Source organism: Mesorhizobium sp. WSM4846, from assembly GCF_055811415.1.
Genome location: NZ_JBVVPZ010000002.1, coordinates 262,770 through 289,039, shown reverse-complemented (window position 1 = coordinate 289,039; position 26,270 = coordinate 262,770). Strand labels below are relative to the sequence as shown.

At 62.0% G+C, this 26,270-nt stretch carries 22 protein-coding genes; 15 read left to right on the top strand and 7 right to left on the bottom strand.

The window, feature by feature from the left end; genetic code table 11:
* Window positions 1–10: 10 nt before the first annotated feature.
* The 5 genes from AC0L15_RS03630 to AC0L15_RS03610 all read left to right on the top strand — a co-directional run bounded on the left by AC0L15_RS03630 (window position 11) and on the right by AC0L15_RS03610 (window position 5,886).
* Window positions 11–913 carry a siderophore ABC transporter substrate-binding protein gene (locus AC0L15_RS03630; protein WP_287244899.1) on the top strand — a complete coding sequence of 301 codons (903 nt, stop codon included), beginning with the start codon at window positions 11–13 and terminating at the stop codon, window positions 911–913.
* A complete protein-coding gene (locus tag AC0L15_RS03625; protein ID WP_287244898.1) occupies window positions 910–1,890 on the top strand; it encodes an ABC transporter permease in 981 nt (326 codons plus the stop codon). Before AC0L15_RS03630 ends, AC0L15_RS03625 begins: the two co-directional genes overlap by 4 nt.
* Window positions 1,883–2,857, top strand: coding sequence for an iron chelate uptake ABC transporter family permease subunit (locus AC0L15_RS03620; RefSeq protein ID WP_287244895.1), 975 nt, complete (start codon window positions 1,883–1,885; stop codon window positions 2,855–2,857). Before AC0L15_RS03625 ends, AC0L15_RS03620 begins: the two co-directional genes overlap by 8 nt.
* Window positions 2,854–3,612, top strand: a complete 759-nt coding sequence (locus AC0L15_RS03615) for an iron ABC transporter ATP-binding protein (RefSeq protein ID WP_287244893.1) — start codon at window positions 2,854–2,856, stop codon at window positions 3,610–3,612. The genes AC0L15_RS03620 and AC0L15_RS03615 overlap by 4 nt, the downstream gene beginning before the upstream one ends.
* Window positions 3,613–3,798: 186 nt before the next feature.
* Entirely contained in the window at window positions 3,799–5,886 is a 2,088-nt protein-coding gene (locus tag AC0L15_RS03610; protein WP_473495901.1) for a TonB-dependent receptor domain-containing protein, read from the top strand.
* A gap of 141 nt (window positions 5,887–6,027) precedes the next feature.
* Here AC0L15_RS03610 and AC0L15_RS03605 read toward each other — a convergent pair whose 3' ends face one another.
* From AC0L15_RS03605 to AC0L15_RS03585, 5 genes are read right to left on the bottom strand one after another with little or no spacing between them, the layout of a single operon-like run.
* Window positions 6,028–6,873: a sugar phosphate isomerase/epimerase family protein gene (locus AC0L15_RS03605; protein ID WP_287172681.1), complete on the bottom strand. Its 846-nt coding sequence runs from the start codon at window positions 6,871–6,873 to the stop codon at window positions 6,028–6,030.
* The gene (locus tag AC0L15_RS03600; protein ID WP_287244889.1) at window positions 6,870–8,213 is read right to left on the bottom strand and encodes a DUF6005 family protein; all 1,344 of its coding nucleotides are present in this window, start codon (window positions 8,211–8,213) and stop codon (window positions 6,870–6,872) included. The genes AC0L15_RS03605 and AC0L15_RS03600 overlap by 4 nt, the downstream gene beginning before the upstream one ends.
* Window positions 8,213–9,484: an AMP-binding protein gene (locus AC0L15_RS03595; RefSeq protein ID WP_287244887.1), complete on the bottom strand. Its 1,272-nt coding sequence runs from the start codon at window positions 9,482–9,484 to the stop codon at window positions 8,213–8,215. Before AC0L15_RS03595 ends, AC0L15_RS03600 begins: the two co-directional genes overlap by 1 nt.
* 12 nt (window positions 9,485–9,496) lie before the next feature.
* Window positions 9,497–11,206, bottom strand: coding sequence for an IucA/IucC family protein (locus tag AC0L15_RS03590; protein ID WP_473495900.1), 1,710 nt, complete (start codon window positions 11,204–11,206; stop codon window positions 9,497–9,499).
* Window positions 11,190–12,482, bottom strand: coding sequence for an IucA/IucC family protein (locus tag AC0L15_RS03585; RefSeq protein ID WP_287245648.1), 1,293 nt, complete (start codon window positions 12,480–12,482; stop codon window positions 11,190–11,192). Before AC0L15_RS03585 ends, AC0L15_RS03590 begins: the two co-directional genes overlap by 17 nt.
* Before the next feature lie 24 nt (window positions 12,483–12,506).
* On the opposite strand from AC0L15_RS03585, the gene AC0L15_RS03580 reads away from it, so the two are divergent.
* Complete coding sequence (locus AC0L15_RS03580; RefSeq protein WP_287245691.1) at window positions 12,507–13,025, top strand: hypothetical protein; 519 nt, start codon at window positions 12,507–12,509, stop codon at window positions 13,023–13,025.
* A gap of 165 nt (window positions 13,026–13,190) precedes the next feature.
* Here AC0L15_RS03580 and AC0L15_RS03575 read toward each other — a convergent pair whose 3' ends face one another.
* Together AC0L15_RS03575 and AC0L15_RS03570 are read right to left on the bottom strand one after the other, a co-directional pair.
* Entirely contained in the window at window positions 13,191–14,318 is a 1,128-nt protein-coding gene (locus AC0L15_RS03575) for an NAD(P)/FAD-dependent oxidoreductase (protein ID WP_287244882.1), read from the bottom strand.
* Window positions 14,319–14,380: 62 nt separating this feature from the next.
* Window positions 14,381–15,388: an SIS domain-containing protein gene (locus AC0L15_RS03570; RefSeq protein ID WP_473495899.1), complete on the bottom strand. Its 1,008-nt coding sequence runs from the start codon at window positions 15,386–15,388 to the stop codon at window positions 14,381–14,383.
* Window positions 15,389–15,483: 95 nt separating this feature from the next.
* Here AC0L15_RS03570 and AC0L15_RS03565 point away from each other — a divergent pair, with 95 nt between their 5' ends.
* The 9 genes from AC0L15_RS03565 (at window position 15,484) to AC0L15_RS03525 (ending at window position 26,260) form a co-directional block, all read left to right on the top strand.
* Window positions 15,484–16,350, top strand: coding sequence for a PfkB family carbohydrate kinase (locus tag AC0L15_RS03565; RefSeq protein WP_287244879.1), 867 nt, complete (start codon window positions 15,484–15,486; stop codon window positions 16,348–16,350).
* A gap of 161 nt (window positions 16,351–16,511) precedes the next feature.
* Window positions 16,512–17,348: an ABC transporter substrate-binding protein gene (locus AC0L15_RS03560; protein WP_287244877.1), complete on the top strand. Its 837-nt coding sequence runs from the start codon at window positions 16,512–16,514 to the stop codon at window positions 17,346–17,348.
* Between the two features lie 76 nt (window positions 17,349–17,424).
* The gene (locus AC0L15_RS03555) at window positions 17,425–18,942 is read left to right on the top strand and encodes an amino acid ABC transporter permease/ATP-binding protein (RefSeq protein ID WP_287244874.1); all 1,518 of its coding nucleotides are present in this window, start codon (window positions 17,425–17,427) and stop codon (window positions 18,940–18,942) included.
* A gap of 110 nt (window positions 18,943–19,052) precedes the next feature.
* The gene (locus AC0L15_RS03550; RefSeq protein WP_287244872.1) at window positions 19,053–20,147 is read left to right on the top strand and encodes a LacI family DNA-binding transcriptional regulator; all 1,095 of its coding nucleotides are present in this window, start codon (window positions 19,053–19,055) and stop codon (window positions 20,145–20,147) included.
* 423 nt (window positions 20,148–20,570) lie between these two features.
* On the top strand, window positions 20,571–21,602 hold the full coding sequence (locus tag AC0L15_RS03545; protein WP_027156384.1) for a substrate-binding domain-containing protein: 1,032 nt from the start codon (window positions 20,571–20,573) through the stop codon (window positions 21,600–21,602).
* 106 nt (window positions 21,603–21,708) lie between these two features.
* The gene (locus AC0L15_RS03540) at window positions 21,709–23,250 is read left to right on the top strand and encodes a sugar ABC transporter ATP-binding protein (protein ID WP_287244869.1); all 1,542 of its coding nucleotides are present in this window, start codon (window positions 21,709–21,711) and stop codon (window positions 23,248–23,250) included.
* Between the two features lie 19 nt (window positions 23,251–23,269).
* On the top strand, window positions 23,270–24,259 hold the full coding sequence (locus tag AC0L15_RS03535) for an ABC transporter permease (protein ID WP_287244866.1): 990 nt from the start codon (window positions 23,270–23,272) through the stop codon (window positions 24,257–24,259).
* A 28-nt stretch (window positions 24,260–24,287) separates the two neighbouring features.
* Window positions 24,288–25,268: a sugar-binding transcriptional regulator gene (locus AC0L15_RS03530; protein WP_023799691.1), complete on the top strand. Its 981-nt coding sequence runs from the start codon at window positions 24,288–24,290 to the stop codon at window positions 25,266–25,268.
* Window positions 25,265–26,260 carry an aldo/keto reductase gene (locus tag AC0L15_RS03525; RefSeq protein WP_287244864.1) on the top strand — a complete coding sequence of 332 codons (996 nt, stop codon included), beginning with the start codon at window positions 25,265–25,267 and terminating at the stop codon, window positions 26,258–26,260. The genes AC0L15_RS03530 and AC0L15_RS03525 overlap by 4 nt, the downstream gene beginning before the upstream one ends.
* The last annotated feature ends 10 nt before the right edge of the window (window positions 26,261–26,270 follow it).

The following is a 26,270-nucleotide window of genomic DNA, read 5'->3' as shown; positions in this document are numbered from 1 at the left end:
GAGCATGCTCATGAGATGGCTCAAGTCGGTCCTGGCCTTGCCGGCATTGGCGCTTTTCCTCGTTCAGTCGTTCGCAACCGAGATCGAGACCGCGAACGGCCCGGTAACGGTCGGCAAGACGCCGCAAACGCTCGCGGTGTTCGACATTGCGGCGGTCGATACGTTGACCAGCCTAGGCGTGAAGATCGCCGGCTTGCCCGATAAGCTCTATGTGCCCGAACTCGCCGGGTTGAAGGACGGCGCGGAAATCGTCGGCACCATCTTCGAGCCCGATCTGGAGGCGCTGAGCGCGCTGGCGCCGGACCTGATCATTGTCGGCGGGCGCTCCTCGCCGCAACTGGCGGCGACCAGCCGGATTGCGCAGAGCATCGATATGACGATGAATGGCGATGATCTGTTCGCGCAGGCGAAGCAGCGCCTGACGGCCTACGGCGCTCTCGTCGGCAAGCCGGCCGAGGCGGCGGCGCTTGCTTCGGAACTCGATGACGCGCTTTCGTCGACGCGTGCCGCCGTCAAGGGCAAGGGCACGGCGCTGATCCTGATGACCAGCGGCCCGAAGGTGACCGCCTACGGCAAGGAGTCCCGCTTCGGTTGGCTGCATTCGGCGCTCCAACTCACCCCGGCGGTCGAGGATGTCGAGGCCGCCACCCACGGCGAAGCGATCTCCTTCGAGTTCCTCCGCCACGCCAATCCGGACTGGCTCATCGTGCTCGATCGCGCCGCGGCGATCGGTTCGGGGGAGCAGAACGCCAAAGCGACGCTCGACAATGAACTGGTGGCCGAAACCACGGCCTGGAAGAAAGGGCAGGTGGTCTACATGCCGGCTGCCGATTTCTACATCGCTGCAGGCGGCGTCCAGTCGACGAAGCGCGTGCTTGAGACCATTCGAGACGCTTTCTCGCGGACCCAATGACCGCCGGATCGCTTGGCTCTCAAGGCTTCGCTTATCAGGCAATCGGCGCCGCAACCCTGCTGGCGCTGTTTGTGGCCAGTCTGTTCGTCGGCGTCGGCGAACTCGCCATAGGCAGTCTGGCCTCCGACCCGGAAGCCTTGCGGCTGATCATGATCAGCCGCTTGCCGAGGACGTTGGCGGCACTTCTGGCCGGCAGCGCCCTGGCCATCGCAGGGCTTGTTATACAGACGCTTGCCCGCAACCGTTTCGTCGAGCCTTCGACGGCTGGAACCGCGCAGTCCGCGGCACTCGGCATACTGGTGGTGACGCTGGTTTGGCCCGATGCATCGCTTGGCTGGAAGGCAGCCGGCGCGGCGGTGACCGCTCTCGCCGGGACATCCGTTTTCCTCATGCTCGCGCATAGGTTGCCGCCGACACAACCTTTTCTCGTTCCGCTGTTCGGATTGGTCTATGGCGGCGTCATTGGCGCCGCCGCGACCTTTGCCGCTTGGCACCTGGACCTTCTGCAGTATCTCGAAGTGTGGATGACGGGGGAGTTTTCCGGCATCCTGCGCGGGCGCTATGAACTGTTGTGGGTTGCGGGCGCACTGGTCGTATTGGCCTGGTGGACGGCCGACCGCCTGACGATGCTTTCGCTGGGCAGGGACGTCAGCATAGGGCTCGGCCTGAATTATGCCGCTATGCTTCGGCTCGGCCTTGTCATCGTCTCGGCCATCACCGCGCTGACCGTGGTCGTCGTCGGTACGATCCCGTTCGTCGGCCTTGTCGCGCCCAACATCGTATCGCGCTTCGCCGGCGAAAACCTGCGCCACACCTTGCCGTGGGTCGCCGGCGGTGGCGCGGCGCTGGTGCTTGCCTGCGATATCATGGGCAGGCTCATCCGTTTCCCCTACGAGGTTCCGGTCGGCACGATCCTCGGCGTCGTCGGGGCGGTGCTGTTCCTCGTCCTGCTGCTTGGCCGAAACAGCAATGACTGAAGTTTTGATGCAACGCGGCCTGGTGCGGCACGAGGGCCGCCTCGCGATGATGGCGGCGGTCGCAGTGCTGGTCGGCATGGCCTTCATGACGATCGGCCTGCGCGGCGATCTCGCCTTCGTGGTCGAACTGCGCGCAGCGCGGCTGGCTGCGATGGTTCTGGTCGGCGTGGCGGTGGCGGTTTCGACGGTCGTGTTCCAGACCGTTTGCGCCAACCGCATCATCACGCCATCGATCATGGGCCTGGATGCGCTTTACGTCTTCTGCCAGACGGCGCTGGTTTTTGCGCTGAGCGGTTTCGGCGTTGCCGGCATCGATCCGCGCCTGCACTTCCTCGGCAATTTCACGGCAATGACCAGCCTCGCACTGGCGCTGTTCCTGCCGATGCTTCGCCAGCGGTTCGACCTGACGCTGATGCTGCTGACTGGCGTCGTGCTGGGCGTGCTGTTCCGATCGCTGACGACGTTGCTGGCGCGGCTGCTGGATCCGAACGATTTCGCCGTACTGCAGGGTACGGTCTTCGCCAGCTTCAATGCGGTGGAACCCGATCTCCTGCTGTTGGCCGGCCTGATCACCGTGGTGGGTGTCGCCATCGCCTGGCGGGCGCGACATGTTCTCGATGTGCTCGCGCTGGGCACCGACACAGCCATCGGGCTCGGCGTGGCGTGGCGCGGCACGGCTGCCGGGCTGCTGGTTGTTGTCGCCGCGCTCGTGTCGGCGTCGACGGCGCTGGTTGGACCGATTGCGTTTCTGGGGCTGCTGGTGGTTTGGCTCACTGGGCGCATCGTCGGCACCGACCGGCACGCCATCCTTCTGCCGGCAGCCGCGCTCACGGCGATAATCGTGCTCGTCGGCGGCCAGACAATCCTCCAGCATGCTCTGGGCGGGGAAGGCAGCCTCGGCATCGTCGTGGAGTTTGTCGGTGGCATCGTGTTCCTCGCCATTCTATTGGCCGGGGGCCGGCGATGATCGAGATTGCAGGCGTCTCCCTGGCTCTTGGCGGCAGCCGCATTCTGGACAATGTCAGCCTGACCGTGCCGAAGGGCGGCGTCACGGCGCTTGTCGGACCGAATGGCGCCGGCAAGTCCAGCCTGTTGTCGTTGATCGCCCGCCTGCGGCCCCTGCAAAGCGGCCGCATCACCGTCGACGGGCTGCCGGTCGACACGACGTCGAGCCGGCAGTTGGCCAGGACCATGGCCATCCTGCGACAGGATCCCGGCGTCGCAAGCCGCCTGCGTGTCGCCGAACTGGTGGGGTTCGGTCGTTTCCCGCACAACCGCGGGCGGCTGACCGCGAAAGACCGCGAAATCATCGCGGCGTCGCTCGAACAGTTCGATCTCAGCGACCTGGCGCTGCGCTTTATCGACACCTTGTCAGGCGGGCAACGGCAGCGCGCCCTCGTCGCCATGACCTTCTGCCAGGGGACGGATTACGTCCTTCTCGACGAGCCGCTGAACAGCCTCGACATGTTTCATGCAAGAAACCTGATGCGGACGCTGAGACGAATCGCCGACGAGCACGGCAAGACGGTGCTCATCGTGCTCCACGACATTAATCATGCAGCCTCGTACGCCGACCGCATCGTCGCGATGAAGGACGGCGCCGTTATCGCATCGGGCGAAACCGGCGACATCATCCGGCCGGATATACTGGAGAGCATTTTTGGCTTCTCGATGCGGGTCGAAAACATCGCCGGTCGACTGACCGTCCTGCATCACGCCTGAGAATCTGCACCACGCTGAGAATGCTTTCGCGACTGCAGCGCTCGAAGAGCGCAGCAGTTACAACGGCTTGCATAACTGGATTTTTATTATCAAGTTTATTGCCGCAGCGCAACCGATGGGTTAAGGCAGTCCCAACAGGCGCGGTTCGCGCCAGCCGGGGCTACCGTATTCGAGGGGATTTAGCCGATGTCATCAGATCTGTTGCGAGCGCTGACCGTCAGCACCGCGATGTCTATTTTCTTGTGTCCCGAAGCGCTGGCGCAGTCTGCCCCCGCCCCGGAAGCGGAAGCCGGGACGAGCACGACCGAAGAAAATGAAACAGCTCAAGTTCCCGGCGGGGGCACGCAACTCGACACCATTCTCGTCGTCGACGTGGGGGCGGGCGCCAACGCGACGGCCGGCGCCAACCTGATCATCATCGACCAGCAGGAGATCGACCGCAAGAAACCGCAGGATTTGAGGGAGGTGTTCTCCGGCGAGCCGCAGATCGCCGTCGGCGGCGCGATCCCCAGCACGCAGAAGATCTACGTCAACGGCGTCGATGAGAACAATCTGGCGGTGACCGTCGACGGGTCGCGACAGAACAACAAGGTGTTCCACCACAACGGCACCTATCTGCTCGACCCGGCACTTCTAAAGGCAGCGTCGGTACAGGCTGGCGTCGCGCCGGCCGACGCCGGTCCGGGCGCACTCGCGGGCTCGCTTGGTTTCGAGACCAAGGATGCGGTCGACCTGCTCGAACCCGGCCGCAATTTTGGCGGTTTCGTCACCGGCATATGGGACACCAACAGCGAGACGTTCACCACCGGCGTGAGCGGCTTCGGCCGGCAGGACGGGTTCGAGTATCTCGGCTACATCAACTACGGCCGTGGCGGCAACTTCACCGCCGGCAACGGCCAGGAGATGCCGGGGACTGGCACCGATCTGATCAGCGGGTTGGCCAAGATCGCCTACGAGAGCGTCGATGGCCATCGCTTCGAGTTCAGCCACGAGCAGGTCCGCGACGACGCGCTGCGCCCCTATCGCGCCAATGTCTATATCAATCGGCCGGGCCGGGAACCCGAATTGCGGAACTACGATCTGCGCCGCCAGAACACGGTCTTTACCTTTACGGATACATCGCCGGAAGGCTGGTGGGACCCCAAGATCGTGCTCGCCTATAGCAAAACGCAGATCGCGGCACCTGAATATTTCGTCGACGTTGTTTCGCCGACGGAAGGCGCGACCAGCAGCTTCAACGGCAAAGTGGAGAACCGTTTCGCGCTCGACATCGGCAGCGTCACTGCCGGCTTCGATTTCTACAACGACAGGGCCGACCTGGACTACATCAACCCGATCGAGCCGTTCTTCACGGACGAGCGCGCCACCAATATCGGCGCCTATGCCCAGGCGCGCCTGGAGCCCTTCGACCGCACCAGGATTTCGTTCGGCGGGCGCGCCGATCACCAATGGTTCACCGGCGTCGACGACTCGGACTGGAACAACGCCGGCATCAGCGGCAACATTTCGGGTGAGTATGACCTTATGCCAGAGTTCCTGACGGTAAAGGCTGGGACCTCGCATGTTTGGGGCGGCGTTCCGTTGGCGGAAAACTATCTGCAGAACCCGCTGTGGACCTATGGCGACGGCCCGGAACCGGTGACGTCAAACAACTATACGGCCGGCCTGGAGGCGCGCTACAACGGCTTCACCTTCGAAGCGAACGTGTTTCGCACCGACATCAACGACGCGCGCCTGCCGGTGTTCGGACGTGGCGCGCCGGTCCCGGAGGTGACATCGATTCGAACGCTCGATCTCGTTTCCAAGGGCTGGGAAATCGGCGGCCGCTATGATTGGGAGGCCAGCTTTGTCAGTGTGAAATATGCCGACATCAATGCCGACGTCGACGGCAAGCCGGCCGATACCGAGATCGGCCGCTATTTGACGACGCCTCTCGGCCAGATAGTGATGATCGGCGCCGGCTACACATTCGACGATTGGGGCGTCAAAGTCGGTGGCGACATCGAAATCGCCTTGAAGACCGACAGGACCCTGGTGCGGCATCCAACCGACCCGGCAAGCGAGAAGAAGGAACTGCCGGGCTATGAGGTGGTGAATGCCTATGTCGAGTGGACGCCGCCTTCGAAGCCGAACTTCACGCTGCGCGCCGACGCGCTCAACATTTTTGACGAGGCCTATACCGACCGCGCGGCCTACGGGCAGGATTTCGACGGGGTGGCGCCGCACTTTGATCCCGGCCGCTCGTTCCGGCTGAGCGCCACCGCGCGCTTCTGATCCCTGGCAAGACGCCGGCCTCGGCAATCGCCCAGCCGGCTGCAAAAACGATGTCTGCGTTGGCGCCTTCGGAACGGATCGTGCGCCAAAGTGCTACAGCGCCCTTTCGGCATCCATAAGGACGCGCGGCGCTGTCGATGCTCAAGCGACGCCGGCGCGAACCGGTGCTTCGCGGTCCGCCCGTAGCAGGCGCATGTTGCGGGCGTCGTTGGCGAGTATGTTGAAGCAGTCGCCGCCGAACCATTCCAGCGAGGCATCCACCTCCTCGCGCTCGAACAATTCGTCGAGGAATTGCAGATAGTCCACCGCGCCGTCGAAAAGCGCGGTCATGCCCGTCCGCTTTCCGGCCGCGGCATAGACGTTTGCCGGCTCGAAGACGGCGAGGTCGGCACGCGAGCGGACATTTTTCAGATGATAGTGCCGGATATGCGGCAACAGGGCGCGATGCGCGGCGACCGGATCGGCGCCGCCTTCCCAGACGTGCAAGGTGTCGAAATTGATGCCCAGCGCCGGATGGTCGACCTCCTCGAGCAGGCGCTGCGTCGACGACAGCGTATCGGCAAGCGTTCCCGGATGTGTCTCCACCAGTAGCTGGCAGCCCTGGTCCTGCGCCATCATGCAGGCGTCCTTGAGCCGCGCCGACAGTCGCCAGCGCGCTTCGGGCGAGGTGTCCCGGCTTGCCGACTTGCCGGCGAACGTGCGCACCTTGCGGGCGCCCCAGCGGCCGGCCAGGCGGCAGAGGTTCGACGTGGCGTGACGCAGCGACGCCAGATCCTCATCGAGAGGCAGATAGTCGCTGAGCATCGGCACCGAAAGGCCGAACGCCGCCATCCAGTCGGCGTTGCGCTCGGTTATATGCTGCATGTTGCGCGCGTGTGCGCCCCAGAGCTCGATGCCTTGGAAATCGTTCGCCGCCGCCCATCGCGCGATGTCCTCCAGCGACAGCAGGTGATGGCGGAAGGTGATCGTGCAGAGCGACAGCCTCATGCGACGGCGTCTTCGACATCGTGGCGCGGCGCGTGCAGGAGGCCGCGCGTGTCGCACCACGCCCGATAGATTTGGGCAAGGCGGCGCTTCAGCGAGCGCTCCATCGCGTCGAGCATGTCGAGTTTTTCGAACACCCGCGACGCCAGGGCTTCGTCGCCTGTCTGGCTGATTTTCATGATGGCGTAGTGAAGCGCCTTGAATTCCTGGATCAGAGATTCGATGTCGTCGCAGATCGTGTCGAACCCGGCGTTGGAAAGCTGCAGCGATCGCCAGAAAAAGGCGAAGCCATGCTCCAGCGCGTATTTGCGGATCGATATGACCGGCAGCTCGCGCAGCGCCATCGACAACTCGGCCAGTTTCAGGCCGTCGCGGCCTTCCAAGTGCGCCCGAACGACTTCGCGCGTTGCGCGCGTCAGCAGATTGTCGTCTTCATGGAAACAGGCAAGGAAATAGTCGCGCAGATCGACGGCGGACGGTTTCCTGATGTCGGCAGCGTCGAAGATGAAGCCGCCGGCAACCGTCGGCTGCATGATCGCATTGATGACTTTCTGCTTCTCGATCCTGCCTTCCCAGCGGAAATCCGGATCGAGGACCATCCACACCGCCGGATCCTCGGTGTGTTCCAACATCAGATAGTGCGGGAACGGGTTCTGGTTGAACTTGTTCTCGCGCTCCGGCAGGTGGAAGAGATCGAGCATGACCATCAGGTACTCGCTCTGCTTCTTGCGATCCAGAAGCTCCAGCATCGTCGCCAGGTTCTCTACCTTGGCTGCGTCCGGCCGATACCATTGGCGGACCTTGGCGCCGTACAGGCGCTCGAACCAATCGCGGAAGAAGTCGTGGTTGATTTCAGGCGCGTGATACGCCAGCCGCCAGCTTTTATCGACGGCGAAACCAGCATCCCAGACGCCGAAGAAGAAAGGTCGATGATCAAGCTGCCTTTGCTTCACCGCGTGGCAGACATTGCTGACGAAGCAATGCACCTTGATGTCGACGAAGTCCTCGCCATGCACGCCGATCCGCTCAACCGCCTCTCTTTCGGCGCGAGCGAGAACAAGTTCCTTTGCCGGCTTAACAAGTGTTCCATTCAGTTCCGAGACGTTGACGAATAGCCGCGCCAGATCGTCCACCGTGTCCAGATCCTGACGGCTGATCACCTCCTCGGGAAGCGCGACACCGTGGTCGAGTTCAAGCGCCAGCATGATCTCGAGAATGATCACGGAATCGAGATACAGATCCTCGTTCAGCCTGGCTTGCGGCGCGAAGTCATCCATGTGCTGGTTGTCGAGTCTGTCGCGCAGGATCGTTCCGATCGCGTCGAGTATTTGATCGTAGGTCATCAGGCTGCCTCCGTCCGTACCGGCGCGAATTCGCCCGTGCCGTAGCGCACAGCCACGTCGCGCCGGCTGATCTTGCCGTTCGCTTGGCGCGGGATCCGCTCCACCTGGACGATCTCGGTTGGCATCTGGTGTGCTGCAAGCCGCTCGGCGCACCATTGCCGAAGCTGCGACCGGTCGACCGCATGTTCGGCGCTGAACAGAAGCGCGACGCGCTCGCCCGCGAACGCATCCTGCTTGCGGAACACAACGGCGTCGCCAATGCCGTCGAATGTCATGACCACGTCCTCGACCTCCTTCGGATAGACGTTGAGGCCCGAGACGTTGATCAGGTCGTCGAGACGCGACAGGAAGACCAGCATGCCGTCGTCGCGGCGGTAGCCGAGGTCGCGCGTCTCGACGACCACGCCTTTGCGCTCGACGGCAATTTCCTTCGGGTCATTGGAAGTGCCGGCGTCTCGCAACGCGAAGCGCGGCAGCACATAGCCGACTTCATTAGCCGCCTGCACATCCGGGTTGATCGCTATGCAGCCGGCTTCCGAGCACCCGTACTGCTGGAACATGTGCCTGGACTTGGCCCTGATCTGCCCGAACCAGGGGTCGGGCAAGAGGGCGCCGGATGTCATCGTTGCGTGGATCTGCTCGCCGGCCGGTAATAGCCTGGCGAGCGTGTGAAGGATGGCCGGCGACGAGATCAGATAGGGGCGCTCCGTTTCGCGCAGCTTGCGCAGCAGGAATTTGGGGTTCCCGGTGTCCAGTATTGCGGGCGGCTGGCCGCGCTTCAGCGCCACCATTACGCCGCAGATCAAGCCGTAGGAATGGGTGGTTGGACCGGCGATCAACGGCGTCATGTCCTTTGGCTCGACAAATGCCGAGGTGTAGCTCTCGATCTCGTCGTCTATGTCGCGCCAGGCGCGCGCGATGCATTTCGGCTCGCCGGTCGTGCCAGAACTCATCTGCAGCAGCTGTCCAGCTTCGCTGGCGCGCTCCTCGCAGATCGGCTCGCCATCCAGCCGGTTGTAGAAAAGCCAGTTGCACTTCGCCGTCTCCGCCTGCCGGCGCGCCGCGGCATATGGCGTCGAGGGATGCAGCGGCAGCACGCTGGCGCCGGCCGCGCGCGCGGCAAAGAAGAACGCCAGCCAATCCTGCGCCTCGGAGAAACAGACCGCAAAACGGTCGCCTGCGCGCTTGTCGAGTTGCACCGCGGCCGCAATGCGATCCGCCGCGTCGCGGAAATAGGTTCGATCAAAGACCGTGTCGTTGATGGTGATCATTTTTCTGTCTCCTTACGCGACTGCAAGGCTGTTTGGGATTTCGTGAGCGCATTCGGTGCCCGGTGGCGCGAGCTTGCGTCGCAGCAGCGATTCCGTGCGGATGCGTGGCTGGAAAAGGCCAAGCGCGGCCTGGCGGTGTGTCAGTCCGAACTGCCGGCAATGGTCCTGCAACTGCCTGCCGACGCCTGACCAGAAGCTGTCTTCGTCGAGGCCGTAAAAATGCCGCAGCAGATGCGAGATCTCGGCGAGGTTGTAGACGAACAGCGCGTCCAGGCAGAGCTCGCCGAGCAAATCGGCGCTCTCCATCCAGTAGTACTGGTTGGGCGCGGCGTCACGATAGGCGGGATTCAAGGCGAGAAAGTCGGGAACAATGGAGGGATCGCGCAGGAAGCCCGGCGCATATTCGACGCTGTCGTGGAAGTCGCGCATCGCCAGCCTCACTGGCAAGCCATCGCGATGGATCAGGATCAAGTTCTGGCCATGCGCTTCCGTGGCGATGCCATGGCCGACGAGCAGGTGAAACACCGGCATTACCACCGTAGCCACAAGCTTGTCGAGCCAGGCGTCCAGCCCGTACTGCTCGACCCAGTCCGCGACGAACGGCCGGCCGTCACTCTCCAAGCCCATCAGCGCGTTGAGCGGCACCGCGGTTTCGCCCGGCTGGAGGCTGCTCGTAACCTCCTCCCGCCAGATCGCGGCGATCTGTCCTGCCAGCGGTCCTTCCCGATCTGCGATCGTGCCGGCATATTCGGCGAGGATCGTGAGCGGATAGCGCGCCTCGAACAGCGTATCGCTGGCGACAATGTCCTTGAGCCAGCGGCTGATCGACGGCGCGCTGCACACCGAATGCGGCTCGATGATGCGCCTGGCCAACGAGTTGACGAGATTCATCGGCAATTTGAGATTGGCGCGTCGCGGGTGATCGCGATTGAACAGCGTCCGCACGGATTGGCTGGCGCTATAGCGATCGCCGGCATGGCCGAGGAAACCGGCGGAGCCCTCCGCCAGCCAGCGCGACAGCTCCGAGCCCTGTAACGCTTTCCATTGCCAGGGATGCAGCGGCATCAGGCCGAACCGCCTTGCATTGTCGCCGAGCCGGGCACGGCGCTCGTCCAGCAGCGCGTAGGTTTCGGTGCCGAGTTCGTGCATCCAGAAAGCCTGCTCGTCCGTGGGAAACGCCGAGTGCAGACGTTCGGGCGCGACCGCCAGCCAGGCCAGTTGGAAGGCGTTGCCTGCTTCCGGGCCGTACGCCGCGTGGTCGGCGTAATCGAAGCCGGTGCGCGCCTTGAAACACGGATGATAGGGATGACCCTCATCGATCGCGCTGTCGAGTTGCGCAAATGGCAGATCGCGGCGCGGTCTGGGCCGGAGATTTAGCTGGTTCCAGGCGCTGAAATCGAGCGTCCGATCCAGTTCGGACGTGAGTTGCGCGCGCCGTTCGGGGCAGGTGTCTATGCTCGCAAGCAGATCGCCGAGCGTCGCCGGGCGCCATTGGTCGGCGCAGCCCCGCTCGATCGTCTCGGCGACAACCCTGACCCGGCCGAAGGCGCCGATCGATCCCTCGCAGCGTATCGAGGCGCCGCCGCAGCGCCATTCGAAGCGGGCTTTCCCGCCGTCTCGCGACACCGCGCAATCGACCAGGCCCTCATAGACCAGGGCTTCCGCGAGCTGGCGCATCACACGCAGCTCGGGGGTGCCGTGGAGATCAAGAGGCAATGGCATGTGCCTGCTCCGCGGCGACAAATAGCCCGACACGGCTGAGTGGATTGGGAAAATGCGTGTAGAGGGCGCTGACGCCCTCGGCCAGCTCATCGACATCCTGCAGCCGGATCGCCAGGTTGGCCTTTGCGGTGATGTGCGGCTTGTCCAGCAGGCTGGTCGCGAATTCCCCGCCTGCGCCAGTAAGCTCTTGCGCCAGCTTCTTGAGCCGCGCACTCAGCATGGCGAGCAGTTCGGCCTCGCTTGCCAGGCCGTCATGCCCGGCGCGAGCGACGACCGAGAAGATCTGGTTGACGATGAGGTAGTAGGAGAGCCGCTCGCGAATCTCTCTGTCATCGAAGAAGAGGCTGCGGATCTGGACAATGTCGGGCATCAGGCAATACCACCGGGCCCTGAAACTGTTCGAGAGGTAGAACCCCTGGCTGTCGCGATAGAGGTATCGGCTGGGCAGCCCCTGCTGCGACAGGTCAAGCAAGCTGTTTTGCTGATGCGCTTCCAGCGCGACGCCGAACCGATCGTAGAGTTTGACCAGCGGATCGAGCGCACAGTCGAGATAGCATTCGAACCAGCGACGGCACGCCTGCCGCACCGAGATATCATGATCCTGTGCGACGCGCCGGACGATGGTTTCGAACAATGAGCTGTGCCCGGGACGTGGTTCGGCCGTCAGTGCCGAAACGGTGACCACGGGGTCGCCGGCGCGGCCCCGGAACGGGTTTTCGCGGAAGATGACTTCGAAACCGCTCTCGGCCTGTCCGGAAAAATCCAGCGTCAGGTATGCGCTGTCGTGGAGAAAGCCGAGGCGCGGCTCGAACATGTCGATCCCGGCGCGTTCGAACAGGCGCGCCACCGCAACGCCTGCCTCCAATTCGTGCCGCCTGTTGACGCGCTTCGAGTTGGTGATGCGGACGGGCAGCGAGAATTTCGGCATCCAGGCGGCATCATCGCTGTAAACCGTGCGCACCGAAGAAGTCGCCGTGAACACCGGCCCTGCCGGGCCGAGATACCGGATCTGCCCTGAATCCATGAGCGCGCGCACCGCCGGGTCGAGCATCAACGCTTGCGCCTGAAGCGGATGCATGGGCAGGAGCATCTCGCCGTTACCTGCGGCGACCTTGCCGGCGTCATTCCCCAGCAGTGAGCTGACGATCGCGGTCACCGCGATGCCGGCGGAATCCTCGCGGGCGAGGTCGGCAGCGGCGGCGAAATAGGCCAGCTGGAAACCGCCGCGCAATTCGGGGGCATAGACATCCTGCTGCCAGTTCGACATGCCTTGCAGGCTCTTGGGCGTCGGATGCAGCGGATGTCCGAAATACAGGGATTGTTCCGCGGCTATAAAGCCGATCGGTGGCGGCGCCCGATCGGCGGCGTCGAGGTAACGCTTCGTCGCCTGACAGCTCTGAAGAATCCGTTCGAGGAGCTCCACATCGGCTTGTCGGTGCGTGGCCGATCCGGCTTCTCTGGCTCCCAGCACAAGCAGATGCACGGCCAGGACCGGTTCTATCTCGTGCCAGTTCGGACCTGCATCCTGACGCATCCAGATCTGTCCGAACAGGTGCATTCCGCAAAGCGATCGGGATTTGATTTCGATGCGCAGCACGGCATGCCGCGACGGCAGGGAAATCTCCACGCAATCGAAGTTCCGTTCTCCGATGCGGTGGAACACCGGGTTCCCGGAATTCAGCTCTCGCAGATAGCTGTTTGCGAAGGCTCGAAACGTTGCCTGTTCTGCAGCAATCTGATTCTTGTCGATCATTCGTTTCGGACGCCATGTCACACAGACGCCGGGCAGGCGCTCTGTGCTGAGTTTCAAAGGTTTTGATGGCGCCGCGCGTGAAGGGCCAGCCTTGCTGCGGCCGCGGCTAAAACTAAACTACGATTGTCATGTTATCCTAGTCAGCTGCGCGGATCAACCTCCGAAGGCGGTCATCTGGGCAATGCCACGGCGGCTCATCTGGACAGTTCGATCTCGGCCGCGATTGCCCTTTTAGCCGAAACGGTTGGCGCGGAAGGTTGCAAGCATGGGGTGCGGATTGCCGGCGGCGATTTCTTTGGCCAGCAATTCGCCGACGATCAGTCCAAGCGTGGCGCCGCTGTGGCTAAAGACGACGTGAAGATCGGCGACGGTCTCGACGGAGCCAAGCACCGGCTCGCCATCGCCGGGGATAGGCTTCGGGCCAACGGCGTAGGTTGCGAGTTGGAGCCGCGGATTGCCGTCGAGCACCGCGCTAGCTTCGTCGAGCAGTCCCTTTACGGTTTTGTCGTGCACGGTGTAGGTGCCGTCTGAGTTGACCACGACTTCTTCCTCCGACCATGCCGAATCCAAAACAAGTGCGCCATCCGGCGTCGGGCGCACCGCAACACGCGGCGTATTCAGCACGGCACGGAGGTCGGTCTTGATCGGTTTGGTCTTCAAGAGAAGTGAAATCGGCGTGGCGTCGGGGACATGGACTCCGATCTCCGCGAGCATGCAAGGCGTCGCTGGCCCTACGGCAAGGACGACTGCATCCGCCTCGACCGGAGTACCGCCAGCAGTGACGACGCCACGTGCGCGACCGCCTGCGGCAACTATCCGCACGCGTCCTGCGTCCTGAACAAGCTTGCCGCCGCGGGAGCGGAATTCATTGAGCAGCAGATCGATCAAAGAGGGCAGGTCAACCCATCCTTCGCCAGGATTGAAGATGGCGCCCTGCGGGGCGATCGCACTGGCATCGATGCCGGGCGTCACTGCGCCAACTTCGGCAGGGTCGAGCAGAAGCGAGGCATAACCTATATCCTGCTCCAACTGCCACATCGACGCGATCTGGTTCGCCTCGTCATCTGCATCCCAGGTGAGGCCGCCGTCAAAGCGAAGCCACGATGCGGCTTCCGGCCTTGTAGCGGCCAGGGTCCGATAACGATCGATGCCTGCAAGCCTCAAGCGGTGATAGGCTGTGTCCGCGCGTCGCGCTGAGTTCAGCCAGGAAAGTGAACGGCCGGATGCACCGTTGGACGGCACGCCGTCGTTGACAATGGTCACATCAAAGCCAAGCCGGGCGAGGTGCAGCGCGGTCGAGGTGCCAAAGATGCCTGCGCCGACAACGACGACATGACGCGGCTTTGGGGATGCAGTCATAGAGAAATCCTTTTACGCGGAAGATGGGCTGGGAGTGTGAGATCGCCACACGCGCGGCGGGACTAGTAGTCCGACAGCTTCTTCATGTAGCGCCGGCCCTCGATCATCGGCCGATCGCGCAAACCGGCCAGCTTGTAGGCAAAACGCCACAGAGTGTCGAAGAAGACCAAAGGCACGAGATAGGGTTTGATGTGTTCGGACATACCGCTGAGGTCGAGTTCGGCTCCATCGAGCACCAGGATGTTTTCCCGGCTGCCGTACTCGATAAGGAAATCGCGGGCGCGTTCGGAAAGGCTCCGCGTCTCGTCCAAACCCAGCAAGACAATGAAGCAAGCATCCTTATCCACGACTTCGAATGGGCCATGAAAGAACTCGTTCGCGTGTATTGCCTGCGAGTCGTACCACTGCATTTCCATGAGCACGCAGATGGCGTAGGAATAGGCCGCACCGTAGCTGGCGCCGCTGGCTAGTGTGTAGATTGCCTCTCGAGGTGCGAAGCGAGGGGCAAACGCCTCGAACCGGTCTGCGTAGGCCCGGTGCGCGCGCTCGATGGCCGGTTGAAGATGGCCCAGGGAGATCAGCAGGTCGTCGGTTAGCCCGCCATCCTCCCGAGCATCGATCAAACCGGCGAGCAGCATGTAGAGCACGCCGTAATTGCTGTAGGCTGCATCGATTGCTTTGCCCGTCGTGTACGAAGCCTGGTAGGCAATCGGGTGGTCGACCGCCCGCGCGAGGGGCGACGTCTGGTCGAGCGTCATGCCGATTGTCGTTGCGCCTCGCGTCCTGGCATGATTGGCCGCCCGCACTGTCTCCTTGGTGGTTCCTGTCTGCGAGCAAAGGACAACGAGCGTGTCAGGTCCCAACCGCCGCGGATCTCGGCAGACGAATTCATCCGCGTTGTAGCTGTCACAGGCGAATGTCCCATTGTGGCGGTCGAGGAAGTATTTGCCTGCCATCATGATCGAGAGCGAGCCGCCGCACGCCACGAGAAAGAGGTGCGAAAACTGCCTGCCCGCGGTGGCGTTCAGAGCGCGTTCTACGTCGGCAGGCAGGGCGGAAATCATGAGCATCCTCGTCTCGTTGACAGAGTTGGGGTCGGCGCGCAATTGACAGGTAGCAGTCATCGTGCGAACGTTATCACATCCTATAAGCTGAAAGTCCTGCAATGGTCAAGATTGCCGCGATGGGCGATAACGTGGTCGATTGCTACCTTGATCGCGGCGAGATGTATCCTGGCGGAAACTGCCTCAATGTTGCAGTCCACCTGAGCCGCTTCGGCGGGCAGTCGGCCTATGTTGGAGCGATCGGAAAAGACCGGGCCGGGGACCTGATCTGCACCGCACTGGCGTCGGAGCGCGTTGACATCACCCGATTGCGGCGCCTCGAAGGGCCGACCGCTTACTGCCTCATAGGTCACCACAACGCCGATCGGATTTTCCTGGATTTCGACCTCGGTGTTTCGATGTTCACGCCGACGCATGAAGATCTGGATTTTCTCTCAGGCTTTCAGGCCGTGCATATCGGCCAGTCCAGCGGATTAGACCCGTGGATTGCCTCAGTGTCAGGTAACTCTCTATTATCTTATGATTTTTCTACGCGACGGGACCCGGAGCACCGGCGCAAGATTGGACCTTTTTGCTATCTGTCTTCCGTCTCAGGGGATGGTCTCGACGACAAGGAATTGGCCGCAATCGTATCCGAGCTGCTTGCATGTGATTCAAAATGGGTTTTGGTGACTCGCGGTCGAGCCGGCGCGGTGCTTCACAGAGACTCTGTCTCCTACCACACTCCGGCGCGGCTGGTCGAACCCGTCGACACCTTGGGCGCGGGCGACACCTTCATCGCCCGAACGCTACTCGGCCTGCTTAACGAAGAGGCGCCTCAGGACATTCTCCGCCATGCCGCAGAGGCGGCGGCTGCAACCTGCCAGTACTACGGCGCGATCGGCCATGCGTCAGCAATAGATATCGGGAACATGACGCCCGAGATCCTTAGCGGGGCCCGGCACGCTCCACCCGGGAAAGCTGTCTAGCCGCGAAATTCTCCGAAACAATTGACGCAAGGAACGGATAATGCTAGGGGAAGTGATAACGTTCTCATCCGCTCAACGAAACGCCGCCTAAGAGCATTTTTGATGGATCAGACGTCGAGTGGAACCGCAAGGCCGGGTTCGGCCGATTAAGAGGAGAAGACATGCAAACAAATTCGAGCAGGCGCCACCTGGTGAAATGCGGTCTGGCGCTGACCGTCGCGTTGGTGACAGGATTTGGCACATTGGCCTGGTCCACGCAGGCAAAGGCGAGCGACAACCCTTACAATCTAATCGACCCGATGGCGATCAGCGTCGGAACGATGGGCGATGCGAAGCCCTACGTCTTCACCGACGCCAATGGAAACTTCACCGGCTTCGATGCTGAACTCTTCCGCGACGTGGCGCGCCGGCTCGGGTTCAAGGAGGAGCAGATTGTTTTCACCGGCCAGGAATTCTCGGCGCTGCTGCCATCCGTCGCCAACGGCCGCTTCGACGTCGCTGTCGCCGCGATTGGCACGACTGCGGAGCGCAAGAAGACCGTGGATTTTAGCGACGGATATATCGCCGGCTATCTGTCGATCATTTCGGCCGATCCGGCTCTGACGAGCAATGAGAGCACCGCCGGAAAGCGCATCGGCGTCATCCAGGGGACGCTGCAGGAAATCTATGCCGAGAAGAATCTGAAGGGCGACATCGTCAAGTTCCCCGATAACAACACCGCAGTGGCGGCGCTGAACAACGGGACGATCGATGGCCATTTCACCGACTATGAGTCGGCCAAGCAGTATGTAGAACGCTACAAGAACCTGAAGATAACAATGAACGTACCGTCCTTCGATGCGCCAGCCGGGTTCGTCGTCAAGAAAGGCAACGATAACTTCCGCGAGGCACTGAACAAGGCGCTGCGCGAGGCCATGGATGATGGCACCTGGAAGCGGCTGCACGAAAAATGGTTCGCGGGCACCCCGATGCCGGATCAATATCTGCCCAAGAAGTGAATTCGAGCGACTTCGCTGTGTTTTCCGGCCGGGCCCGTGAGCAACGGTGCCCGGCCGAGTTATAGATGGACCTGATATGAGCTGGTTCGATACCTTCTCCCGTAGCTTCCTTGATTTCCAGGCGATGGCAGACGTTCTGCCAAACATGGTGATGGTCGGCCTCAAGAACACCCTGATCCTTGCCGTCGCCTCGACGTTTTTCGGGACGCTGATCGGTATCGTCCTCGCCGTGATGGGGATTTCCGAAAACCGGCCGCTGAAACTCCTCGCACGGGTCTACACCGATATCTTTCGTGGGCTTCCCGCCATTGTGACTATTCTGATCATTGGCCAGGGCTTCGCGCGGTTGGGCCGCGATCTGTTCGGTCCATCGCCTTATCCGCTGGGCATTCTGGCACTCAGCCTCATTGCCGGCGCCTACATCGGAGAAATTTTCCGGGCCGGCATTCAGAGCGTCGAGCGTGGTCAGATCGACGCCACCCGTACTCTCGGAATGACGTATGGCCAAGGCATGCGCCTGGTGGTGATCCCGCAAGGCATCCGCCGCGTCCTGCCGGCACTGGTCAACCAGTTCATCGGCAACGTCAAAGACTCCAGCCTGGTCTATTTCCTTGGCCTGCTCGCCTCCGAACGCGAACTGTTCCGTGTCGGCCAGGATCAGGCCGTGCTGACCGGCAATTTGTCACCACTCTTGCTGGCCGGCGTGTTCTATCTCGTGATCACGGTGCCGCTAACCCACCTCGTCAATTACATCGACGCGCGCATGCGCGTCGGCAAGCGTATCAGCGGCGTGCAGAGCGGCCTCAAGGAAGTCGCCGAGCTGGCTCACGCCGGTTTACCGGGCGCAGCCAAGGCGCCCGCACGCTTCAAGGGTGGCAGCATCGAGGTCAAGAAAATCGACATGGCCTACGGCGCCATCCAGGTGCTCCATGACGTCAGTCTGAAAGTGGAGCCCGGGACGGTCACCTGCCTGATCGGGCCATCCGGCTCGGGCAAGTCGACCTTGCTGCGTTGCCTCAACCGCCTCGTCGAGTGTCGAGCCGGGGACATCCTGCTCGATGGCGAAAGCATCTACAGCCAGACCCCTGACCAGCTCCGGCGGCGTGTCGGCATGGTTTTCCAGCAGTTCAACTTGTTCCCCGACCGCAGTGCGCTCGCCAACATCACCCTGGCGTTGCGCAAGGTAAAAGGCATGTCACGCGAGGAGGCTGAGCGCGCGGCCTTAGCGAGGCTGCATGAAGTCGGACTTTTGGAGCGAAAAGACCATCGGCCGGCAAATCTTTCGGGCGGACAGCAGCAGCGGGTGGCCATCGCGCGAGCCCTGGCCCTCGAACCCGAAATTATGCTGTTCGACGAAGTCACCAGCGCCCTCGATCCGGAATTGGTGAAGGGTGTCCTGAACTTGATGGCCGACCTCGGACGGGGCGGGATGACGATGGTCGTCGTTACGCACGAGATGAACTTCGCTCGCAAGGTTGCAAACCAGGTCGTATTCATGGACGAGGGACGGATTGTCGAGGCAGGGCGACCAGCGGACCTTTTCGACAATCCGCAAAGCCCACGTCTTCGGCGCTTTCTGTCTGAGGTGCTCTGATTGCAATAGTGTGTGCAACGGCGAGTGCTGCTGAGTTCGGGCTTGCGGGGCGGGCCTAACTGCCACTAGCTCGTCTTTGCGACGCACGAATGGGCGGCGGGGCTTGCTGAGTGATTCAAAGATCGTCAAAAAACGCAACCATCATAGAGGTTGCTCGCCGCGCCGGGGTCAGTTCCGCCACTGCGGGGCGTGTGCTTGGCGACTATGGCTACAGCAGCCCCGAGGTTCAGGAGAAAGTGCGCGCCGCCGCAACTGCGCTCGGCTATCGCCCCAATCGCCTGGCAAAAGGTCTGATCACCGGTAAGACGCAGACTATCGGAGTTGTGGTCGGCGACATCGAAAGCCCATTCTACGCGAGCGTCTTGCGTGGGATAGGGGATGTTGCGCGCCGTGGCGGCTTCGGGGTTATCGTTACGAATAGTGACGAAAATGCCGAACTCGAGCGAGAGGCAGTGCAACTGCTGCTGGAAAAACAGGTCGACGGTTTGATCGTCTCGTCGACCTTCGCGGATCAGCCGGATCATCTTCGTGAGGCAGTCGCGGCCCGCTGTCCCGTGGTGCAGTTCGACCGCATCGTGGCGGGCCTGGAAACCGATACCGTGGTGGTCGACAACGTGTCTGTAACGCGCAGCAGCATCGCTGCAATGATTGAGGCCGGACACAGCCGCATCGGCATACTGGCCGAACTAGGTCCGGGCCAGCGCGATGATGTCGGCTCGTTTGTGGCGAACGCTGACCTCTCCAGCGCCGAGGTTCGCTACCATCATCCAAGCTGGCAACGGCTGTTGGGTTATCTGGAAGCTCATCGTGCCGCAGGAATCGAGCCGGATCTGCAGTTGATCCGCCGCGTGACGGTCTATTCCAGCGAGGCGGCCCGCAAAGAGGCGCTCGATCTGCTGACGATGCGCAATGCGCCGTCCGCTCTATTCACCGCCGACGGTGTGATGTCGACAGGCGTTCTGGAGGCGACTTCCGCACTGAAGCTTGCGATTCCAGGAGACGTTTCGCTGCTTTGCTTCGACGATCTCGACTGGATGCAGTTCGTGGCACAAGGTATCACAGCCATCGCGCAACCCGCCCATTTGATCGGAGCGGCGGCGGCGGAGCTTCTCTTGAAGAGGCTGGCGGAGGCCACCTTACCTTTCGAGCACCGTGTCCTGGCGGCCCGCTTGGTGGAGCGCAATTCGATTGCCGTGCATGTCTAAGGCTGGACGATCTGAAGTCCCCTGAGAGGGGAAGAAGGCCCGTCCCTGACATTCAATCCCTGCCTGCCTTGACCTACAACGGTCGTAGGTCATTCAGGAAAGCATCGCCAGGTCAGTTGAAACCGCTGACCTGAGCTTGCCTGGCTGTTCAATCACCAACACTGGCGACCCTAACGGCTTCGGCGCCGGTCCTCGTGAACGAGGACGGCCGCTGCGATGGCGACGCTTGTCGTCTCGGTCGGCCAGGCGCACCAAGCAGGCGTGAAATATATTTCTCTATGTGAATTTTATTGACACTCGAGCCAACTGCTGCGAATGATCAACTGCTGGGCCTCGGGAGGAGGTTCGGCCTCATCAACCACAAGCGGCGGCACGCAAGTGTCCGACCGCCCAATTGACCAGGCTTCGGCCGAGGGAGGACTCTTGCGCAAATTTTTGAGCATGCTCGCCATTTCGGCAGCCGCCACCACAGTGTTGGGGGCAAGCCACGCCGCTGCCCAGGCCGCTAACCCGTTCAAGTGCGAGCCGGGTGAAAAATACGTCATGAACGTCATGGTTTCCGGCGTCGAATACTGGTTCCCGGTCTACGAGATGTTCAAGCAGGCTGGAAAACAGTTCGGCTGCGAGACCGAATATACCGGGACCCCCGAATACGACGTGAACAAGCAAATAGCGACGTTCGACCAGGCGCTGGCTCAGAAGCCGGCTGGCATCCTGGTCCATCCGATGAACTCCGATCCCTTCATCGAGCCAATCAATCGGGCCATTGAGCAGGGAACGGCAGTAGTCACATTCGCTGCAGACTCGCCCAACTCCAAACGCGTATCCTACATCACCTCCGACAACGTCGCCGAAGGCACCTATGCTGCCGATGCAGTCGCCAAGGCGATGGACGGCAAGGGCGAATACGCGGTCCTCGAAAACCCCGGACAGGACAATCACGACAAGCGCATTGCCGCCTTCATCGCCCGCATGGAAGCCAAATGGCCGGATATGAAGCTCGTCGGCCGCGCTGCGTCGAACCAGGATGCGACGAAGGCCTATCAGGCCGTGCTCAGCCTTGCTCAGGCGCATCCCGATCTCGGCGCGGTGTTCATGCCGGAAGCCAACTCGGCAATCGGCGCAGCTCAGGCCGCGAAGGAAGGCGGCGGCAAGATCCGGGTCATGCTGGCCGACGTCAACGCCAAGATCCTCGACATGATCAAGGCCGGCGAGATCTTTGGCTCAGTCAACCCGAACCAGGGGATGCAGGGCTATATGGGGTTCATGCTGCTGTGGCTGGCCAAGCATCCTGAACTGATCGATCCGATGAACGACGCCCGGCGGTCGGGCTTCAACGGCATGAGCGTGCCCTTCGTCGACAACGGCTTTTCGATCGTCACCGCGGAAAATGCCGACGATTTCTATTGGGACGCCTACCTCAAGCGGCGCGGCACCAAGGGCATCGAGGAATAAGGCCCGCCGCTCTCGGAACTCCTTCGGAATGCTCGACCGGACGGGGCGGGTTCGCGCCCCGTCGACCCGGGCCATATCATCAATTTCAACGCTGAAGGGGGACGGAGTGACTGCCGCCGCCATTCTTGAAATCCGCGACATCTCGAAATCGTTCGGCGCCATCAAAGCGCTGACCGGGGTCGATTTCACGCTGCAGCGCGGCGAAATTCATGCGCTGTGCGGCGAGAACGGCGCGGGCAAGTCCACGCTGATGAATATCATCGCCGGCATTGTGCAACCCGACGAAGGCGCCATTCGTCTCGAAGGCAAGAACGTCACCATCACATCGCCATCCGCCGCGCAGCGGCTTGGCATAGGCCTCGTCCATCAGGAAATCGCGCTCTGCCAGGATGCCACGGTGGCCGAGAATATCCTCATGGCGGCCGTCAACAATCGGCGCGCGCCGCTGATGAATTTTCGCCGGCTCTACGCCGATGCGCAGAAGATAATGGACCTGCTGGCGCCGATCCCGGTCGAGACGCCGGTCGCCGACCTTTCTATTTCCAACCAGCAACTTGTAGAAATCGCCAAGGCGCTGACGCTCGAATGCCGGGTGCTGATGCTCGACGAGCCGACGGCCGCGCTGACCGAGACCGAGGCGCAGCGCCTTTTCGCAATCGTCCGCGATCTCAAGGCGCGCGGAATTTCAATCATCTACATCAGCCATCGCATGGCGGAGATCTTCAGCCTGTGCGACCGCGTCACGGTGTTTCGTGACGGCAGATACGTAGCGACCGATTCTATCGCTTCGGTCACTCCCAATGATGTCGTGCGCAAGATGGTCGGGCGCGAAATCACGCAGCTTTATCCCGAAAAGCTCTCGCCTGAACGGCGTAGCGACCGCCCTGTGCTGTCGGTCGAAAATCTCGCCTATCGACAGGGTTCCGCTGGCGTTGGGTTCACGCTTCGAGCAGGCGAAATTCTTGGTATCGGCGGGTTGATTGGCGCCGGTCGCAGCGAGATGGTCCAGACCGTTTGCGGCTTGCGCCCGAAAGTGTCGGGATCGGTCGAACTCAACGGCGAGCCGGTCAGCATCAGGACCTACAGCGATGCGGTGCGCGCAGGCCTGGTCTACCTCTCGGAGGACCGCAAGGCGTCCGGCCTGTTCCTCGACCTGTCGGTTGCATCCAATATCTCCGCGCTCGACCTTCGGAAGCTGACCACGCCGCTTGGGCTGCTCGATCGCCGCGCCGAGGCAAAGCAAGCCACCGACCTGGTCCTGCGCCACGGTGTGCGCATGGGCGGCATCGAGACACAGGTGTCGACGCTTAGCGGTGGCAACCAGCAGAAAGTCGCCATCGCCAGGCTTCTGTCAGTCGGCCCCAAAGTGGTCATTCTGGACGAACCCACACGCGGGGTCGATGTCGGCGCCAAAGTGGAAATTCATCGCCTGCTTCGCGATCTCGCCGAGCGGGGCGTCGGCGTCATCGTGATTTCATCCGAGCTTCCGGAATTGATCGGGCTGAGCGACCGGGTGCTTGTCATACACGAAGGTGCCATCGTCGGCGAACTGGGGGCTGACGAATTGACCGAAGAGGCAATCATGCTGCTGGCTTCGGGTCTCCGGCAGCAACGATCAAACGCAAGGCAGGTTCAGAATGTCGCTTAGACAGACCGGAGGAACCCTCATGGACGCCGAAATCAAGGCGAGCGCCCCCGGGCTTGGCGGGCGCAACTGGCTGCGTCTTGGGTCAATGCGCGAGGCGGGGCTGATCGCAATCATGCTGGCGCTGTGCATCGCCATGACATTCGCTTCGCCGCATTTCCTGACCTGGGGAAATTTCCGCGCCATGCTGATGAGCTTCTCCATTGAAGGCATCGTCGTGGTCGGCATGACGATACTCCTCATTGTAGGCGGCATCGACCTTTCCGTCGGGTCGGTGGTCTGCTTCTCCATGGTCGTGTCAGGCGCTCTGTTCCTGATGGGTCTGGACCCATGGACCGCGAGCCTCATCGGCATAGGCGCCAGCGCGCTGATCGGCGCGGTGATGGGTTTCTTCGTGACCGTTATCGGGCTCAATCACTTCATCACGTCGCTGGCGGCGATGGTGATCGTGCGCGGTCTCTGCCTTGTCATCACCAAGGGAACCCCGCTGTCGCTGTTCACCCTGCCGCCCGGGTTCAAGGCGATCGGCCAGGGCAGCTTCGGCAATGTGCCTTATGTCATCGTCATCTTTGTCGTGGTCGTGGCCATCTTCGATTTTCTGCTTCGGCGTGCCACGGCCTTCCGCAAGGTCTTCTATACCGGCAGCAACGAGAAGGCGGCCCAATTTTCGGGCATCAAGACCAAGCAGGTCACATTCTGGGTCACGGTTCTCTGCTCCACCCTCGCGGGTTTTGCAGGCGTCATCTATATGTCACGCTTTGGCGCTGCGACCCCGACCTTCGGCGCTGGCATGGAGCTCAACATCATCGCCGCGGCGGTGATTGGCGGAGCATCGCTCAATGGCGGCTCGGGTACCATCTTCGGCGCCATACTGGGCATGGCGCTGCTCTCGGTCGTCACAAGCTCGCTGATCCTGCTCGACGTTTCCGTCTATTGGCAGGACATGATCAAGGGATGCATCCTGCTCGCGGCGGTATCGATCGACCACTTCCTGCACCGCAGGAAGTCCTGAGCAGCAGCGCGAGAGTTGAGCATCCATCATGTCACCACCCAATTCGCGGGACGACGTCACGATCGTCCGCCAGATGTATCAGGCTCTTGTGCTTCATTACATGGAAGCCAAGACGCAGGCGGAAATCGCCAAGGAGCTCGGCATCTCGCATGCGACCGTCAACCGCCTCATCAAACGCGGTCATCAACTCGGGCTTGTCGAGATCAAGATCAAGTCGCCGGTCGAGCAATTGATCGACATCGAGGCGCGACTTGTCGCGATCGGCGGACTCCAAAGGGCCGTCGTCGTCCCCTCCGTTTCGGACAATCCGCAGACTGCGCTTCAGCGTGTCGGTGAGGCCGCAGCCAGGCTGGTGCTCGAGACGATCAAGGACGGCGACACGATTTCCATTACCGGGGGCAAGGGGGTGAGTGCCGTCGTCGCCGGCCTCAAGCCGAGCCGCGGCTACGACGTCGAGGTAGTTCCCGCGACCGGCCTGGTCCAGGGCAAGCATTACACCGACGTCAATCATGTCGCGTCTCTGATGGCCGACAAGCTCGGCGGCCGCGCCTATCAGATCCACGCGCCGCTGTTTGCCGACAGCCCGGCCCAACGTGACATGCTGATGGGCGTCCGGGCGGTTTCGGACGTCTTCAACAAGGCGCGCGAAGCAACGCTTGCGGTGGTCGGCATCGGCTCCATCCTGGCTGACGATTCGAGCTACTACGATCTGCACCCATCCTCGAGCGCCGACCGGCTGGCCATCGAGCGCTCGGGGGCGGCGGGCGAGCTGCTCGCCCATCTCATAGACGGCGACGGCAAGCTCGCCGACTACAGCCTCAACCGCTCGCTGGTCTCGCTGACGCTCGAGGAATTCGCGACCATTCCGCAGTCGATCGGGGTCGCCAGCGGCGCCAGCAAGGTGGTCCCAATCCTCAGTGCCATGCGCGGCTCTCACCTCGATACTCTCGTCACCGACGAAACCACCGGCTTGAAGATCCTCGAGCTCGCCGAAGGAAATGCAGCATGAATTCTCGACAAATCAACCGCTCAATCGGCAAGTCCGGCGTTGTCGCTTCGGCGGTGGGACTCGGCACCTGGGCCATCGGCGGCTGGATGTGGGGTGGCACGGATGAAGCAGAATCGATCGCCGCCATCCAGGCGTCCATCGATGCCGGCGTCTCGCTGATCGACACTGCGCCGGCTTACGGCCTCGGCCGCAGCGAAGAGATCGTCGGCAAGGCCATCAAGGGCCGGCGCAACCGCGCGGTCATCGCCAGCAAATGCGGCCTGAACTGGCATTCGAAAAAGGGCAACCACTTCTTGGATCAGGATGGAACGCCGGTGAACCGATATCTGGGCGCCGACGGCATCGCTTACGAAGTGGAACAGAGCCTGCGGCGGCTCGGCACCGACTATATCGATCTCTACATCACCCACTGGCAGGACCCGACGACACCCATTGCCGAAACAATGGAAGCGCTCGAACGCCTCAAATCCGCTGGCAAGATCCGCGCCATCGGCGCAAGCAATCTCAATGCTGCCGAGCTGCAGCAGTATGTCGCCGCTGGCCAGCTCGACGCGATCCAGGAAAGATATTCGATGCTGGATCGCGACATCGAGCAGACATTGCTGCCGATCGCGCGCCAGCATCAAGTTGCAGCACTCAGTTACTCGTCGCTTGCACTCGGCCTGCTCTCAGGCGCCATCGATCCGGCGCGTGAGTTCAGCGGCGACGACCAGCGCAAAGACAATCCGCGCTTCTCTCAGGCTAACCGGCGCAAGGTAGCTGCGTTAAAACATGCCCTGACCCCGGTCGCGGAGGTCCACCAGGCAAGCATGGCGCAGATCGTCATCGCCTGGACGCTGGCGCAGCCCGGCATCACCTTCGCGTTGTGTGGAGCGCGAAAGGCCACGCAGGCGCTCGACAACGCCAGGGCAGGGGAGATTTTACTGAGCGCGGCGGAACTGGGGACGATCGATGCGGCGGTGGCCGGGCATCTCGTAGCGATAGACGCGTGATCGAAAGCGC